General features: G+C 60.2%; 12 protein-coding genes and 6 pseudogenes. 9 read left to right on the top strand and 9 right to left on the bottom strand.

Annotation, left to right across the window (positions count from 1 at the left end; genetic code table 11):
- Position 1 precedes the first annotated feature (1 nt).
- Genes trbG through IVA82_RS04255 form a run of 3 tightly spaced genes read left to right on the top strand, consistent with a single transcriptional unit; the run spans position 2 to position 2426 of the window.
- Positions 2 to 976 (top strand): P-type conjugative transfer protein TrbG, encoded by a 975-nt coding sequence (gene trbG / locus IVA82_RS04265; protein ID WP_247388755.1) that lies wholly within the window; start codon positions 2 to 4, stop codon positions 974 to 976.
- On the top strand, positions 973 to 2178 hold the full coding sequence (locus IVA82_RS04260) for a TrbI/VirB10 family protein (RefSeq protein WP_247388756.1): 1206 nt from the start codon (positions 973 to 975) through the stop codon (positions 2176 to 2178). The genes trbG and IVA82_RS04260 overlap by 4 nt, the downstream gene beginning before the upstream one ends.
- A 5-nt stretch (positions 2179 to 2183) precedes the next feature.
- Entirely contained in the window at positions 2184 to 2426 is a 243-nt protein-coding gene (locus tag IVA82_RS04255; RefSeq protein ID WP_247388757.1) for a DUF2274 domain-containing protein, read from the top strand.
- Between the two features lie 479 nt (positions 2427 to 2905).
- Here IVA82_RS04255 and IVA82_RS04250 read toward each other — a convergent pair whose 3' ends face one another.
- The 3 genes and pseudogenes from IVA82_RS04250 to IVA82_RS04240 form a co-directional block, all read right to left on the bottom strand.
- Positions 2906 to 3232, bottom strand: coding sequence for a LysR family transcriptional regulator (locus tag IVA82_RS04250; protein WP_247388758.1), 327 nt, complete (start codon positions 3230 to 3232; stop codon positions 2906 to 2908).
- A 191-nt stretch (positions 3233 to 3423) separates the two neighbouring features.
- Positions 3424 to 4049: pseudogene (locus IVA82_RS04245) on the bottom strand (acyl-homoserine-lactone synthase); the annotation flags it as partial.
- Between the two features lie 69 nt (positions 4050 to 4118).
- Complete coding sequence (locus IVA82_RS04240) at positions 4119 to 4622, bottom strand: LuxR family transcriptional regulator (protein WP_247388759.1); 504 nt, start codon at positions 4620 to 4622, stop codon at positions 4119 to 4121.
- Positions 4623 to 5147: 525 nt separating this feature from the next.
- On the opposite strand from IVA82_RS04240, the gene ald reads away from it, so the two are divergent.
- Positions 5148 to 6260, top strand: a complete 1113-nt coding sequence (ald, locus tag IVA82_RS04235) for an alanine dehydrogenase (protein ID WP_247388760.1) — start codon at positions 5148 to 5150, stop codon at positions 6258 to 6260.
- 229 nt (positions 6261 to 6489) lie between these two features.
- Here the strand turns inward: ald and IVA82_RS04230 are convergent.
- Positions 6490 to 7213 (bottom strand): annotated as a pseudogene (locus tag IVA82_RS04230) (MFS transporter); the annotation flags it as partial.
- A 51-nt stretch (positions 7214 to 7264) separates the two neighbouring features.
- Positions 7265 to 8044, bottom strand: a pseudogene (locus IVA82_RS04225) (aldehyde dehydrogenase family protein); the annotation flags it as partial.
- Positions 8045 to 8777: 733 nt separating this feature from the next.
- Between IVA82_RS04225 and IVA82_RS04220 the strand changes: the two are divergent.
- From IVA82_RS04220 to IVA82_RS04205, 5 genes and pseudogenes are all read left to right on the top strand, one after another.
- Positions 8778 to 9212 carry a hypothetical protein gene (locus tag IVA82_RS04220; RefSeq protein WP_247388761.1) on the top strand — a complete coding sequence of 145 codons (435 nt, stop codon included), beginning with the start codon at positions 8778 to 8780 and terminating at the stop codon, positions 9210 to 9212.
- A 48-nt stretch (positions 9213 to 9260) separates the two neighbouring features.
- The gene (locus IVA82_RS48455) at positions 9261 to 9392 is read left to right on the top strand and encodes a hypothetical protein (protein WP_256469613.1); all 132 of its coding nucleotides are present in this window, start codon (positions 9261 to 9263) and stop codon (positions 9390 to 9392) included.
- A 213-nt stretch (positions 9393 to 9605) separates the two neighbouring features.
- The gene (locus IVA82_RS04215; RefSeq protein WP_247388762.1) at positions 9606 to 9806 is read left to right on the top strand and encodes a hypothetical protein; all 201 of its coding nucleotides are present in this window, start codon (positions 9606 to 9608) and stop codon (positions 9804 to 9806) included.
- Positions 9807 to 9832: 26 nt separating this feature from the next.
- Entirely contained in the window at positions 9833 to 10186 is a 354-nt protein-coding gene (locus tag IVA82_RS04210) for a hypothetical protein (RefSeq protein WP_247388763.1), read from the top strand.
- Positions 10187 to 10919: 733 nt separating this feature from the next.
- Positions 10920 to 11483, top strand: a pseudogene (locus IVA82_RS04205) (transposase); the annotation flags it as partial.
- Between the two features lie 803 nt (positions 11484 to 12286).
- On the opposite strand, the pseudogene IVA82_RS04200 reads toward IVA82_RS04205, so the two are convergent.
- The 4 genes and pseudogenes from IVA82_RS04200 to IVA82_RS04185 form a co-directional block, all read right to left on the bottom strand.
- Positions 12287 to 12683: pseudogene (locus tag IVA82_RS04200) on the bottom strand (TCP-1/cpn60 chaperonin family protein); the annotation flags it as partial.
- 115 nt (positions 12684 to 12798) lie between these two features.
- A complete protein-coding gene (locus tag IVA82_RS04195; protein ID WP_247388764.1) occupies positions 12799 to 13386 on the bottom strand; it encodes a YecA family protein in 588 nt (195 codons plus the stop codon).
- A gap of 29 nt (positions 13387 to 13415) precedes the next feature.
- A complete protein-coding gene (locus tag IVA82_RS04190; protein ID WP_247388765.1) occupies positions 13416 to 13574 on the bottom strand; it encodes a transposase domain-containing protein in 159 nt (52 codons plus the stop codon).
- Positions 13552 to 13921: pseudogene (locus tag IVA82_RS04185) on the bottom strand (transposase). The gene IVA82_RS04190 and the pseudogene IVA82_RS04185 overlap by 23 nt, the downstream one beginning before the upstream one ends.
- Positions 13922 to 13965: the final 44 nt, after the last annotated feature.

Below are 13965 nucleotides of genomic sequence, written 5' to 3'. Positions count from 1 at the left end.
CATGCCGTCAGGTCTCGTTATTGTGTCACGAAAAGTGCGGCCGTGCTTGCCTCTGGCTCTTCTGGTCTGTGTCTCGACGCTCGGCGGCTGCACGACCTTCAGGCCGCCGCAAATCAGCTACGACAACGAGCTCCCGCCGGCACAGGACTTGCCGGCGCTTGCCGATGATCGCCCGCGACCGCTGCATGTGCCGCCGGCCTGGAAGGCTGCACGAGGCGGCAACAGCGCGGAGGCCAAGGAGCCTGTCGAGCGCATCGAAACCGCAAATGACGCTGCACGCGTGCAGCCTCGCAAAGCCGGCTACTACAATGCGGTGCAAGTGTTTTCCTATAGTCCGGGCGCGCTCTACCAGATCTATGCCGCGCCGGGGCAAATTACGGACGTCGCCCTCGAGCCCGGTGAGCAGCTGATCGGCTCAGGACCGGTCGCCGCAGGCGATACCGTCCGCTGGGTGGTCGGCGACACCGAGAGTGGCAGCGGCGACACCCGCCGCGTTCACATCATGGTCAAGCCCACCCGTCCCTCGATCGAGACCAACCTCGTCGTCAATACTGATCGCCGTACTTACCTGATCGAGCTTCGCGCCAAAGAAAAGCCCTATATGCCCTCGGTCGCCTGGTTCTATCCGGCGGATCGTGGCGGGCGAACGCGAGCTTTACCGCCGGCACCCTTTATTCCGGGCCTGCCGGCGCGCCGCTACCGCTACGCCATCGAGGGCGACAGCCCGCCTTGGCGTCCCGTCAACGCTTATGATGATGGCCGAAAAACCTACATTGAATTCTCCCCCGGCGTCAGTCAGGGCGAGATGCCGCCGCTCTTCGTGATCGGGCCCGACGGCAAAACCGAGATCGTCAACTACCGCGCTTACGGAAATGTGCTGATTGTTGACCGGCTGTTCGCGGCCGCGGAACTGAGGCTGGGCGAGGAGCACCAGCAGAAGGTCAGGATCGTGCGAACCGACGGGAGGTCGCTTTGAACGATACTGACCAGGCGATCGATACACCAAAGGAAGCGCCTCGGGGCAAGCCACCGGAAGAGATCGCCGAAACCCTGCGGCTCCGGCCGGATCGGCCAAAAGTTGCGCGCCTCTCGCGGAAAGTCCTTATCGGCGGCAGCGCCCTTGTGCTCGCGCTGATCACTGGCGCGGTGCTCTGGGCGCTGCACGAGAAACGGTCAGGTACTTCAGCGCCCGAGGAGCTTTACGCGACTGACCACCACAACGTCGCCGATCAGCTCGCGACCTTACCGAAGGATTACACCGAGATCCCGAAGGACGTGCCGCGCCTGGGGCCGCCTTTGCCCGGCGATCTCGGTCGGCCGATCGTCGCAGCACAGGGATCTTCGACGTCCAGCTCGCTCGGTATGGATGCCGAACAGCAGCGTGTCAACCAGGAGAGCGAGGCGGCACGGACCAGCAAGGTATTTGCCAGCACCAATTTCCGGCCACAAGCCCCTGCCACTTCATCGAGCGAAACCCGTTCAAGCGCCGCGCCATCATCCGACGAAGCATTTGCTCAGAATGGCCAAGACCGAAAGCTTGCGTTCGTCAGTGCAACGGTCGATCGTCGGACGACAAGCTCCGATCGCCTTGTGAGGCCGGCTTCGCCTTTTGTCGTTCAGGCCGGAACGGTCATTCCGGCCGCTCTCATCACAGGAATCCGCTCCGACCTGCCTGGCCAGATCACGGCGCAAGTCACAGAATCGGTGTACGATTCTCCTACCGGGCGAGCTCGCCTTATCCCCCAGGGAGCAAGGCTGATCGGGAACTACGATAGCCAGGTCGCATTTGGCCAGTCGCGCGTGCTCCTGGTCTGGACGCGCCTTATCATGCCGAATGGGAGGTCGATTGTTCTGGAACGGCAGCCCGGTGCAGATGCGGCAGGCTACTCTGGTCTTGAGGACGAGGTCGACAATCATTGGAAGGAACTGTTGGGGGCGGCCGCTCTTTCGACGCTGCTTTCCGTCGGCACGGAGGTGAATTCCGGGGCGGATAACGGCAATACCAACAACGATCTCATTGCCGCCCTCCGCCGTGGAGCTGGGGATTCGGTCAATCAAACAGGCCAGCAGGTGGTCCGCCGCAATCTCAACATACAGCCGACCTTGACGATCCGTCCGGGATTTCCGGTGAGGGTGATCGTCAACCGTGACCTGATGCTCGAACCATATAGAGGTTGAGGACGATGGCAAAGCTTAAGCTCGGAGCAATCGAAGACGACAAGCCGATCAAGATTACGCATGAACTGCCCGCGAGCGTGCACAGGGATCTCGTGGCATATGCCCAGATCCTTGCACAGGAGACCGCTCAGCCGATCGGGGATCCGGCCAAGCTTATCGCGCCCATGCTGGCCCGGTTCATGGCGGCCGACAGGAGCTTCCGGAGAGCGCGCCGCGCGCGTCAGCGACCGATCGAAGGCGAGGAATAGCGCTCGGAGAGTAACATCAGGGAATTCCTGCAGGGCCGGGTCTCATTGTCGGCGTGCCAATAGGCAGAAAACTCGAATCGGCTCGCACCCGCGCCATCGCGCAGCTCTCGGTAGACAAGGTCCGCCAAATTCGCGCCCATGTCGGACTCGAGCACGAGGCTTATTCCTGTGTTCATGCTGATCAGGCTTTTGATGCTGCCGCGACTGACGTCGTGGCGCTCGATTTTTGGGCGGACCTCAGGCGAGACGAGCTTGGAAACCAGAAGATATTCGAGCTCCTTTCTGGGTCGTAGAGGCTGAGCAGCACCGTCTCGCCGCGCAGGTCGGTCCAGTAGACAGTCTCGCGCGAACTGAGATGATGGTCATGAGGCAAGGCAACGAGAACACGCTCGCTCCACAGAGACATGGCTTTAGTGTCCAAAACGGCAAGCTCCCCGTGACGATCAGGAGATCAAGCGCTCCGTTGCGGAGTGCCGCTGCTAAACGTGTTCTTGATCATTCAACCTCGCAAGCGCGATCTGCGGGAACCGCTCCTTGAACTCAAGTAAGGAGGCTCGCAGATTGCCGGCCGAAAGCGATGTGCAGAAACCGACGCTCAGACTGCCGGTTTCGCTGTTGTGAACGGATCGCGCGGTTGCGATGAGTGCGTCGAATTCCTCCAGGATGGTCCTGGCCAATCGAAGGACGTCGCAGCCGGGCCGCGTTGGGCGCACACCTCCGCTGAAGCGCTCGAAAATTTGAACGCCCAAGTGGTGCTCAAGCTCGCTGATTGTTCGGCTGAGGCTCGATTGTTGTAACCTCAGCAACTCGGCGGCTCCACGAACGCTCCGCAATCGGCCGCAGCCACGGCCGATCTGAGTTCGAGCGCTTTACTGGCTTGAAGTGACGGTCGTATTCGACGTGGCTTGTGCATCGCAAGTCTTGAGAGAGAGAAGAGCGGCCTTCCGCACCAATCTGCAGCGATGCTGCGATTGGGTTTTGCTTCCAGAACCTCGTCGGCCGCTCGAATGACCGGAGCCCAGAGCGCCGGTCCCGAGATGTGCCCCGCCTTGCGGATGCGGTCCAACGCATCGGGCGAGACCTCCAGGTACCCGGCAACCGCCGTGGTGTTTCCGAGAGGGCGAGCTTTTCCCGCTCTGCGAAGGGGCCATCCGGCCCGGCGAAGAATGCGCTCTATGCGGGCGTCGGTCAAAGTGACGATTTCGATCAATTCAATGGAAAGGCCAAATTCAATCATACCAGCAAATAGCTCGTAACTGGCAGCAGCAAGTCCGCCGCTCGCCTTCGGCGCATCCGCGGGAATATCGAGCGCGAATCGGCTGCTCTCCCAGACCCGATGGCTTCGTGGCGCCGGCTGCCCGTCCAGCAGGATCGGAAGGTGTCCCTCAGCATGGTTGGACCGGTCGAAGGCAAAAGCCGGACGCAAACTTGAATACGTCCGGCTCCCGAGCGGTTCAGTAGATGCGCCGGTCGAAGGACGTCAAACTCGTCGATTTCCATGTCGCCGCTGACCTCGACGGTCCGATCCAGGCGCTGCTTGAAAACGCGGTAGCGCAGCCGGTGCATCTCGGCGAGACCGTGGAGGAATTCCCCGTAGTACTCCGGCGTGATGAGCTGCATCATTTTTGCCTCCCTGCTTCGTTTCGGGCAGAGAGGCCTAGGCAAACGCATCCTGTGCAGTTCCACAGGTGTTTATGGAAGGCCGGTGTTTAATTTTCGAGATTTTGATTCGGTCAACAGCACGATCGCTTGACGAAGCGAGCTGACACCGAGCTTCGCACGGGCGTTGTCCAGGTGAAATCCCGCGGTTCGCTCTGCGATGCCGAGAATGATCCCGATCTCCCCAACCGATTTACCGCGCGCGGACCATTCGAGACACTGGTACTCGCGAGGAGACAGCACCACGCCGCCGATCATGCGATCAATCGTCCAGAAGCGTTTTGCATGCTCATGGAAAAACGTCGCGATTAATCGCAGGCTCTGGGCGTGCTCGACAAGCGCGCGCTCGAAACCAGTTCGACGCTCGTCACTTGCAAAGCTCAGCGCGGCGATTGCGCCCTTGTCATCGTGGATAGGAAATGTAAACCCGCAGCGAATCCCAAATTTTTCGGCTTCTTCGAACAAAGCGCGTTCGGACTCCGACCGATTTCGCGCTTCAAATCCAAGCCCCCATCGGAAGGGCTTAGGCTGGCGCATTGCCCGACGGACCACCGGATCGACGGATTGGTGGCCGCGCTGCAGATAGATGGCGTCCAGGAGGGGGGATATGTCGAGATCAGGTTGGGAGCACTGCCCGGCTCACGGGGAAGAGCGAGATATGCGAAGCACGACAGTTTGAGCGCAGCGGCGACCTCAGCCATGCTCTGCTGAGCTGCGTCTCGATGCGTGCTTTCGGTCAATCGTTCAGCAAACCTTTGAAAAACCCGATCCATCTTTGATGAACCCGCGGGCCTCCCTCGCAAGTGCTACTCCTGTTAGCGAATCGAGCATCGTTGCGAATGAGGCAAAACAACGAAGAAGTCGGTCCAGTCCGGCGTAGATCAATCCTGATCACGCACCCTGTGGTAGCATCCCAGCCAACTCGGCGGTCTTCGGTCGTCTGTTCGAAATCCTGCAAGCAGGCGTGGAAGATCGCCGGATTACTGCGCTATTTGGCCTCTCGCCTCGCAGGTTTGTACCGCTCTTCCGATTACAACGAGCTGCTCACCAAGGAGATTGCAAATGAAGGTCGGTGTTCCCAAGGAAATCAAGACGCACGAATACCGCGTCGGCCTGACGCCTGGGGCCGTCCGCGAATACGTTGCAGCTGGCCACAGCGTATTGGTCGAGAGCAACGCCGGGGCCGGGATTGGCGCGACAGATGATAACTACCGCAAAGCTGGCGCGACGATTGCGACCGCTGCTCGCGAGGTATTCGCGTCGAGCGAAATGATCGTGAAAGTCAAGGAGCCACAGCCCTCCGAATGGACGCAGCTTCGAGAAAACCAGATCCTCTTCACTTATCTGCATTTGGCTCCGGATCCGGAGCAGGCGAAGGGCCTCATGAAGTCTGGCTGCACCGCAATTGCCTATGAAACTGTGACCGACGCGCACGGTGGCCTTCCACTGCTTGCCCCTATGAGCGAGGTTGCGGGAAGACTTGCGATTGAAGCCGCGGGTGCGGCGCTGAAGCGGTACGTGGGCGGAAGGGGACTGCTGATTGGCGGGGTACCGGGCGTGCCACCCGCACGCATTGTGGTGATCGGCGGGGGCGTTGTCGGCACTCACGCTGCACGGATGGCGGCAGGCTTGGGCGCTGAGGTCACGATCCTCGACCGTTCGATTCCCAGGCTTCGCGAACTGGATGAGCTGTTCGAAGGGCGAGTACGTACCAGATTCTCGACGATCGACGCCGTTGAAGAAGAGGTATTTGCGGCGGACGTTGTCATTGGTGCCGTTCTCGTTCCTGGCGCGAGCGCGCCGAAACTGGTCAGCCGCGGTATGTTGAGTTCGATGCGCAAAGGCTCCGTGATCGTGGACGTAGCGATCGATCAGGGCGGATGTTTCGAGACTTCGCGGGCGACGACACATGCCGATCCAACCTATGAGGTGGATGGCGTTATCCACTATTGCGTCGCAAACATGCCGGGAGCTGTGCCGCTCACCTCAAGCCAGGCACTCAACAACGCTACGCTGCCTTTTGGTTTGGCTCTCGCCAGTAAAGGATTTGCAGCTGTGCTCGAAAATCCGCATCTGCGCGCAGGCCTGAATGTCTATCGGGGCCGGCTAACCTATAAGGCTGTCGCCGAGAGCCTTGGTCTTCCCTTCTCGCCGATCGAACAGGCTGCGGCCTGATCCTAGAGGTCCCCTACGGGACGTTTCGTCGCAGACTTGGGCCGCTCATCAGAGTGGCCCTTTTTGTGTGCCGAGTATGAGCGACAGCTTGGAGGTGGAAGTCCTCTACCCAACTTGACTGACGGCGAAGGCTTAGCCAAGCGCAAGGGCGTCAACGTGCCCGGGGTCCTTGAATGCGGGTGCGATGGAAGGGACGACCTAGTGCCTGCGCCGCGCTCTCAACCAGCAGCTAGAGCTCACTCGCGGCGCGGTCGGGCACCCAGCATACGACGGATACGCAGGGGCTCAGGCCCGATATGGAAAGCCATGGCCTTCTCGTGTCATGCGCGCTCCGACTGGTCCAGCGGTTGCGTTGGCGCAAATATCGAGTCATGTCGGGCAGTGATAGCGCTCGGTCCACAGCTCGGGGTCGGCGATATCACGCGCAATTGACCAACCACAGGCGCCGTTGCGTTGCCGGTAGAGCTGCACATCCTGCATGAGGTTGTGGAAGGCTCGCGCATTTTCCGAGGCCACGCGATAGTCGAGCTCAACTACCAGTGGGCCGCTCCGGTGGTCAGCGGGAGCCGCACCTTAGGATCGGCAAGCATGTCGGCGTCATCCCCGCGCTCGGTGATGGCCGGCATGCGCAGCCAGCGCCCAAGCAGCGGCAAGAGCAGCATCAGTCCGGCAGAGACGAGCAGCGAGATGTCGACAGCGACGGCATCGGTGAGGCGCCCTCAGCCCCAACTGCCAACTGCGAGGCCCCCAGAGAACGCAGCCTACCAAGTCGCAACGGATTGGCCCGCAACCCAGCGCGGGGCGGAGAGCTGCACGCCAATGTTGAATAGCGTCCACGTCCATACGGCGCCCGCCAAAACCAGAGCTGCGGCTGTCAAGACCGAATCATGACTGAGCACAACCGGCGCGATCGCGCCGCTCATGGACAGTGTGCAGGCACGAACCGCAGCCTCGCGGATCTTGATCGCCGCGACCTTCGTCGAGAGCTTCTGCACGAATTCCTCATAGATGGCTGCCTGTGCGTAGAGGCGGTTGGCGCAGACGCAGGTCTGGCCCATGTTGCGGTATTTGGAGACGATGGCGCCTTCGATGGCGGCATCGATATCGGATCGTCGAACACCACGAAAGGCGCCTTACCGCCGAGCTCGAGCCCGAGCTTCTTCAGGTCGATGGAGGCGACGATAGAGGATCTTGCCGACCTCGGTCGAGCCGGTGAAGCCGACAAAGCGCACGGCCGCGTGCTCGCACAAAACCTCGCCGATCGGTCGCGAATCTCCGGTGATGACGTTGAAGACACCCTTGGGCACGCCGGCCTTCTCAGCGAGGGCTGCGAGCGCAAGCGCCGAGAGCGGCGTCTCACTGGCTGGCTTCAGCACCACGGTGCAGCCTGCGGCGAGCGCCGGCGAGACCTTGCGGGTGATCATCGAGTTGGGGAAGTTCCACGGCGTGATCGCGCCGCAGACGCCAATTGGTTGCTTGATCGCAAGCAGCCTTGCATCCGGGCGCGGCGAGGGAATCGTTTCGCCATAGATGCGGCGCGCCTCTTCGGCATAGAACTCGACATAGGCGCCACCGATATCGACCTCGCCTAGCGCCTCGGAGAGCGGCTTGCCCTGCTCGGAGGTCAGGATTAGCGCGAGATCCTCGCGATTGGCGACGATCAATTCGTACCATTTGCGCAGGATGTTTGAGCGCTGCTTGGCTGTGAGCGTCGCCCATGCAGGGAACGCTCGTTCAGCGGCCTCCACGGCTCTCGTGCAGTCGTCGGCTGAGAACTGCGGCACTTTGGCGAGCTCGATGCCGGTCGCCGGATTGTTTACCGAAAGGCGCGGTGAGCCGACCTAGGCGCCATCAATGTAGCAGGCCTCCCGCATAAGTGACGGGTCCTTCAGACGCTAGCGCAGGATGGACGAGCCTTGCGTGGGTTGTGCGGCGGCGGTCGGGGTCGTCGCGTTGCTCCTGGAGGTTTTCAAATCCGAGCAATCAGGTCTTCGTCGTCGATCACGAAAAAAGGCCGCGCGAGATACCGCGCGGCCGAGTCAGGGAGGAAACGCCCCGAAGGGCACTGAATAGGAGCTCGGCAAGTAAATGAACTCACTGGGAACTCCAATCTTGCACGAAACGTCGTCAGATCGTGCAAGCGGATATCGGATACTCATTTACCTGGGAGGATGGGAGGCGTTCGCAGCAATATCTTGCAGTTTTTGTGCGCAGATTCCGCCAAGTTCGCAGCAACTGCTATCTTGAAGCGTTTCTCGCGAGAATATTCGAACTTGCGTACTGTTCATCGAGGCCATCGAACACTCGCTCGGTGTACGCGTCCGTACCCTCGATAGCTCGGTTTCAGGATTTAGGAAATCAATCTAGATTAGTCAGCGCTCGTCAACGAGCGGCAGAGAACATTGAGCTCGGCGATTTAGCAGGATAGCTGCGCGTCGCGACAGTGCGAACCGGCATCGGGCGCGTCCGGACAAGTCATTTGAGGGGCAAAATGCGCAAAGTCGCGATCGGAATTCGTTGGACATCATCACCGCGTCGGGGATTCCGAGTTGGGCTACGCGAACAGCTCGCACTCCTGCGGATTTCAGGGGGTCATTGTCACAGGCGCAATCTGCACTGTCGTCGGTCTACGGGAGCGTGGCGCAACGTGAGTTGAATGCCAGCAACGAATTCAAAGATCATGTCGTATCGTTGTCACAAACCTTCTTGGAATCCGGGCAAATTGCAACCGAATTCGAGCGCAAGCCCAGTGAAGAATCGATCAAGAAGCATGCCGATAATCATGAGCGCCAGTTCGCAGCATCCAGTCGTGTTGATGGAGTCGTGACCGATTTGCGCGACGATGACCCCATGAAGGAGGCGACCTCCCTGCGGTCTGTCATCAATCTCTATGCAACACGCTTCCAGAACGTGGTCTCGGCCCAACGAAACCTTGGCTTCAACGAGAATTAAGGAGTTCAAGGCAAGTTACGAATGGCCGTGCGCGCAGTTGAGCATCGGATGAGCGAGCTCAATCAGCCTCAGCGCGCGATATTGATGCTGAAGATGCGCCGCCACCAGAATGAGTTCATGTTGCGCGGCGAGGACAGCCATCGCGATGAAAATCGTCAAAAAGAGCCTCTCCGGGGCTGAATTCCATCACGGGAGGTGGTTCCTCGGCACTGGCGCGGCGGAGCAAGAGCATCACAACTACCCCTAGGAGGACACGGCCGCGACGTCTCAGGCAATCAACGAACAACCGCAACTGTGGTGAAGTTCATAGTCTTGGAATCAGCTAATAGTTCATTTGAAAGTTTCAGCGTACTTCCTCGTGCTACCATTCTTTGCGCCTTGCGGAGTCGCCAAGTGTTGGACGCAACGACCACTGCGCTTTTGCGTGCCGTTCTCGAGGAGGTTTGCGAGGGTCTGCCTCGCAGCGAAACCGGCACTCGGGCCCATGTCGCTTCCAAGATCTTGGACGCCGCCAACAGAGGTGAGATCACGGCGGACCGCCTTAGGCAGGTCGGCACGGAAGCTCTTCGCTCTGCGCCAACAATGTGGCGGTAGGTGCGGACAACACTGATAGTGCTCATGTGAATTTCCAGGTCACCGTGTTGAAGATCCTTGTGAGCTACCCGGACGGGTTCGCATCCATGCCGGACCTCAAGCGAGACATGACCATTTTGGCCACGAGCGGTCCCGATTGGGCGGCGCGCACCAAGAGAATGGGCGCCCGCGCGCCCGAGCTCGACCTCTTTTCGCAGCGACTCGTCGAGCGTGTGAATGGAGGGTGGCGCATCACGGACAAGGGGCGAGCAGTGCTCGAACTGATGGAGCCGCGCCCTAGCACGCCCCAACTCCAGCCAGAGGACACGAGAGCTCCTGAACTACCATCGCCAGTGCCGGCACGATCCCATTCTGTCGAACTACGTCGGCGCGAGCCTTAACGATTGGGGCGGCGCCGGTCCTCTAAGAGCCGAACGTGCGCACCGCACTCTTAGACTGGATTGAACCGGCTGATCACAACGTTTGACGAGGTCCCACCATTTTTCATCGACCGAAGTCGATGAACTGACCGCGATTCACATCGCTGGCAACGATGGTGTAACCTTAAAACGTGTACCGCCGCTATCTAGGCGATCAAGACCGCGCCCGATGATCAGGTTGCCGAAGGAGAACGATGCCGTTGTGGGCTTCAAACTCTTTATTGGAGAGCTGGAACGAGAAGTGCTGATATCTCAGCACATATCGGGGAAAGGTGCTGTTGCTTCGATCAGGTCCAAGATCCCGGGATGCGCAGTGCGCTATTCATGTATGGACCTCGATTTTCGGCGCGTGAGCCGTTGGCTGTGGCCACGGCGCAGGCGCGGCCAAGTGGGACGGAGTGCCTGGGAGTATCGCCGCCTCTCAACGGCAACAGTATCTGAGCGCTGATGCCGCTCGGCATAAAGCGATCGATGGCCGACACGCTTGGTTCGCATTGACTCACGTCAATTCGCTCCCGCCTCGTTCTTGAAACATCCCTCTTAGACCGTCGTCCGTGAACAACGCCTAAGGTGCTGATCAGGAATCGGTTTTCCGGACGTTGGCGCGTTTCGCATTGCAGGCTTTGATAGGTTTGAGCATCGGAAGCCTGCAATTTGCAGTTTGAGATTCCGTCGAATCGCAAAGCCTGATTCGATGGCCGTATCGGAGGAGCCAAGGCGACCGAAGAAGCCGAAAGCGACGGAAGAAGGCGATCTGTTTCGTGCCAGGCTCGATCAGATCATCAACATGAAGCACGAGCTGGTGCAGCTCGCCGGCAAGGTCGACTGGAATTGGATCGATGCGCAGATTGCACCGCTGTACAGCGACAAGGGCCGCCCTGGGATCGAGACCCGCTTCGTGGTTGGGCTGCTGCTGCTCAAGCACATTTATGGCTCTCCGACGAAGGCGTGTGCGATCGCTGGGTCCATGATCCGTATTCCCAGCACTTCACCGGCGAGGCGTTTTTCCCGCATGAGTTTCCGCATGAGCGCTCGGATCTCAGCCATTGCGCAAGCGCTTTGGTGACAAGCTCGAGCTTCTGCTGGCCGACAGCCTGAGGGTGGCGCACGACGCCGGGGCACTGCGCAGGCGCGATCTCAAGCGGGTCACCGTGGATACCACGGTGCAGCCCAAGCCGTCACCTTCCCGACCGACGGCAAGCTGCTGCATGCAGCCATCGAAGGGCTCGACCGGCTGGTCCGCAGAGTAACTGCTGGGTAACGAGGCCGGCGCAACCAACCTGGACTGTCACGATCTCCGCCGGTGGATGGTCCGTCGGATCTGATTGACCAGATAAGTGTCCCAAATGATCATCATGTCGCCGACACGTTCCGTGCGCTTGCTCTCAAGGAACGTTGACCGGCGGCATGGCCGCAGTCGGGCGCAACACGAAGCGTTCTTGCTGCTGCCCGCGCGCCGCCAAGATGATTGCAAAAACCACGAGGAAAATCAGAGACCCACGCATGACCAAAAACTACTTCAGAGCCCATATCGCAATTATGAATCCCTCGCATCCGGGCCAAACGGCACGCGTCGCGGGCAGGATGTCGCGCCGCTCTTCAGGTGCCGTTTGCTGAGCCGAAAGCAATAGCGATCATTCGTGCCGCAACGCGGCCGAGTAGCCTTGTGCGGTGCTCAAAAAATGCATTTTCGAGGCGGAACAGCCGGAATTATGTGAAAAATCAGGATAAGAACCGACCGCGCGGGCGCAGGAAAGGGCCCTGTTGCAATTCAGGACCGCAACTAAGGGCGCTCATGCGCAAGCATAATTTTGTTTCCGGCGGCCTCCTGGGGCTGACCGCAGCGGGACTTATACTCTTATGTTCCAGCCTATTCGCCTTTATCTTCTTATAGAGCTTAAGTAATTTAAGGCATCGTATCGCCTCTGAGATCAAAGACAATAATTCCCTTTTCGACTGCCGACTTGCCACCTTGATGTGCCTCGCGAAGAGCTCTTCTGCTTCTTTTCTGACGGAATGATTTGAAGGCGCCACTGAGCGGTGTGATCCTAATGCTTTTGGAGCAGTGCGCAGGCCCTTGAGCTGCTCGGAGGCACGGAGCAGGGCGACGCCGCTGCCCAGGACGATGCCCTCCTCGATAGCCGCGCGGGTCGCATGCATCGCGTCATCAACGCGATCCTTGCGCTCCTTCACCTCGACTTCGGTCGCCCCGCCAACGCGGATCACCGCGACGCCGCCGAGCATCGCGAGACGCTCCTGAAGCTTCTCAAGGTCGTAGTCCGAGGTGGTCTCCTCGATCTGAGCCTTGATCTGGGCCACGCGCCTCGATCTCGGCCTTCTTGCCGGCGCCGTTGACGATCGTGGTGTTCTCCTTGTCGATCATCACCTTCTTGGTGCGACCGAGCATGTTGAGCGTGACGTTCTCCAGTTTGATGCCGAGATTTTCCGAGATCGCCTGGCGAAAGAGACGCAATTCTCCACCATCTCAATCGTGCGGGCATTGTCGCTTCGCTCGGATCAGCCTGCGGATCCTGCTCAATCGTAACCGGTATGAGCTCCCACGTCTGCGGGGATCAGCGGGCGCGAGCGTAGCGGGTCGGCATCCAGTATTGGCGCAAGGCCTCGACGGCCGCCGGAATATCGGCGGAGGCGTTACGCAGAAAGTCGCCGGTCTCGCGGCTGCTTCGTGGTGGTCCGAGCAGCGGCCCCTGATCGTCACGACAGTGCAGCAGGATAGGCAGAAGCAGGCCATGATTGACGTTGCTGGCGTCCAGCAATGGCGCCCACGCCGATAGCTTGAGCCGCATCGCGGCATAGAAACCCTGACACCAGGGACGCGGATCGACGTCGCCATTGATTTTGCGCCGGTGCATCGGGACGAACTGGCTAGGCGTGGTCGAAAGGATCTTGCTGATCTCGTTGTGGCGCAGCGCAACGGCGGAGATCGCGGCGAACTCCGGGGTGCCGCCGTGGTTGAAAGCATCGGCATCGATGGCGAGCAATGGGCAGATCCAGTCGAGCGGGCTTATCGACACCGGTCCGGCCACGATCGCGGCGACGTAGCCGTCCAGCATGGGGAGACTGGTGGCAGCGGGATGCTGATCGGCGCGAGCCCGGAGCCATCGTTCGAGCTCCTCAAGCGGCATCGCGGCTGAGGCCATCGACGACGATGCTTTATGGCGACGTGGGCTCATGCGGCGGCTTGCGCGATGCGCTCGCGGGCCGCCTTCCAGTTCCAGGCGAGCAGCTCGTGCAGCTGATGGCTCTTGGTTCGCCCGGAGACGATGCGCTCCAGCACGTCAGTCAGATAGGCCTGCGGATCGAGCTCATGGAGCTTTGCTGTGTTCACGATCGACGCCAGGATCGCCCAGCTCTCGGCGCCGCCTTCGCTGCCGCTGAACAATGAATTGCGCCTTTCCCATTGCAATCGGGCGCATGGAACGCTCGACCGTATTGCTGTCGACCTCGACGCGGCCATCGCGAAGAAACAGCGTCAACCCGTTCCAGTGATTGAGCGTTGATGGCCTCCGCCAGCTTCGACTGGGAGAAGAGCTGGTCGACCATCTCGATCAGTCGCGCCTTGAGCGCCGCCATCAACGGCGCGCTCCTGGTGCGGCGGGCGGCCAGCCGCTGCTCGGCATTGCTGCCGCGGATCTCGGCCTCGATGGCATAGACCGCCTGCAACCGTTCGATCACCTCGCGAGCGAATGGCGACTGGGTCGTCTTGTAGACCTCGACAA

Source organism: Bradyrhizobium sp. 142 (assembly GCF_023074015.1).
GTDB lineage: Bacteria > Pseudomonadota > Alphaproteobacteria > Rhizobiales > Xanthobacteraceae > Bradyrhizobium.
The sequence above is the reverse complement of the archived record's forward strand: the minus strand, read 5'-3'. Positions and strand labels throughout refer to the sequence as shown.

What these genes read in the sequence shown, in the direction of transcription:
- trbG (WP_247388755.1), top strand. Translation starts at nt 2, where the DNA reads ATGCCGTCAGGTCTCGTTATTGTGTCACGAAAAGTGCGGCCGTGCTTG.
- IVA82_RS04255 (WP_247388757.1), top strand. Translation starts at nt 2,184, where the DNA reads ATGGCAAAGCTTAAGCTCGGAGCAATCGAAGACGACAAGCCGATCAAG.
- IVA82_RS04240 (WP_247388759.1), bottom strand. Translation starts at nt 4,622, where the DNA reads ATGCGCCAGCCTAAGCCCTTCCGATGGGGGCTTGGATTTGAAGCGCGA.
- ald (WP_247388760.1), top strand. Translation starts at nt 5,148, where the DNA reads ATGAAGGTCGGTGTTCCCAAGGAAATCAAGACGCACGAATACCGCGTC.
- IVA82_RS48455 (WP_256469613.1), top strand. Translation starts at nt 9,261, where the DNA reads ATGAGCGAGCTCAATCAGCCTCAGCGCGCGATATTGATGCTGAAGATG.
- IVA82_RS04195 (WP_247388764.1), bottom strand. Translation starts at nt 13,386, where the DNA reads ATGGCCTCAGCCGCGATGCCGCTTGAGGAGCTCGAACGATGGCTCCGG.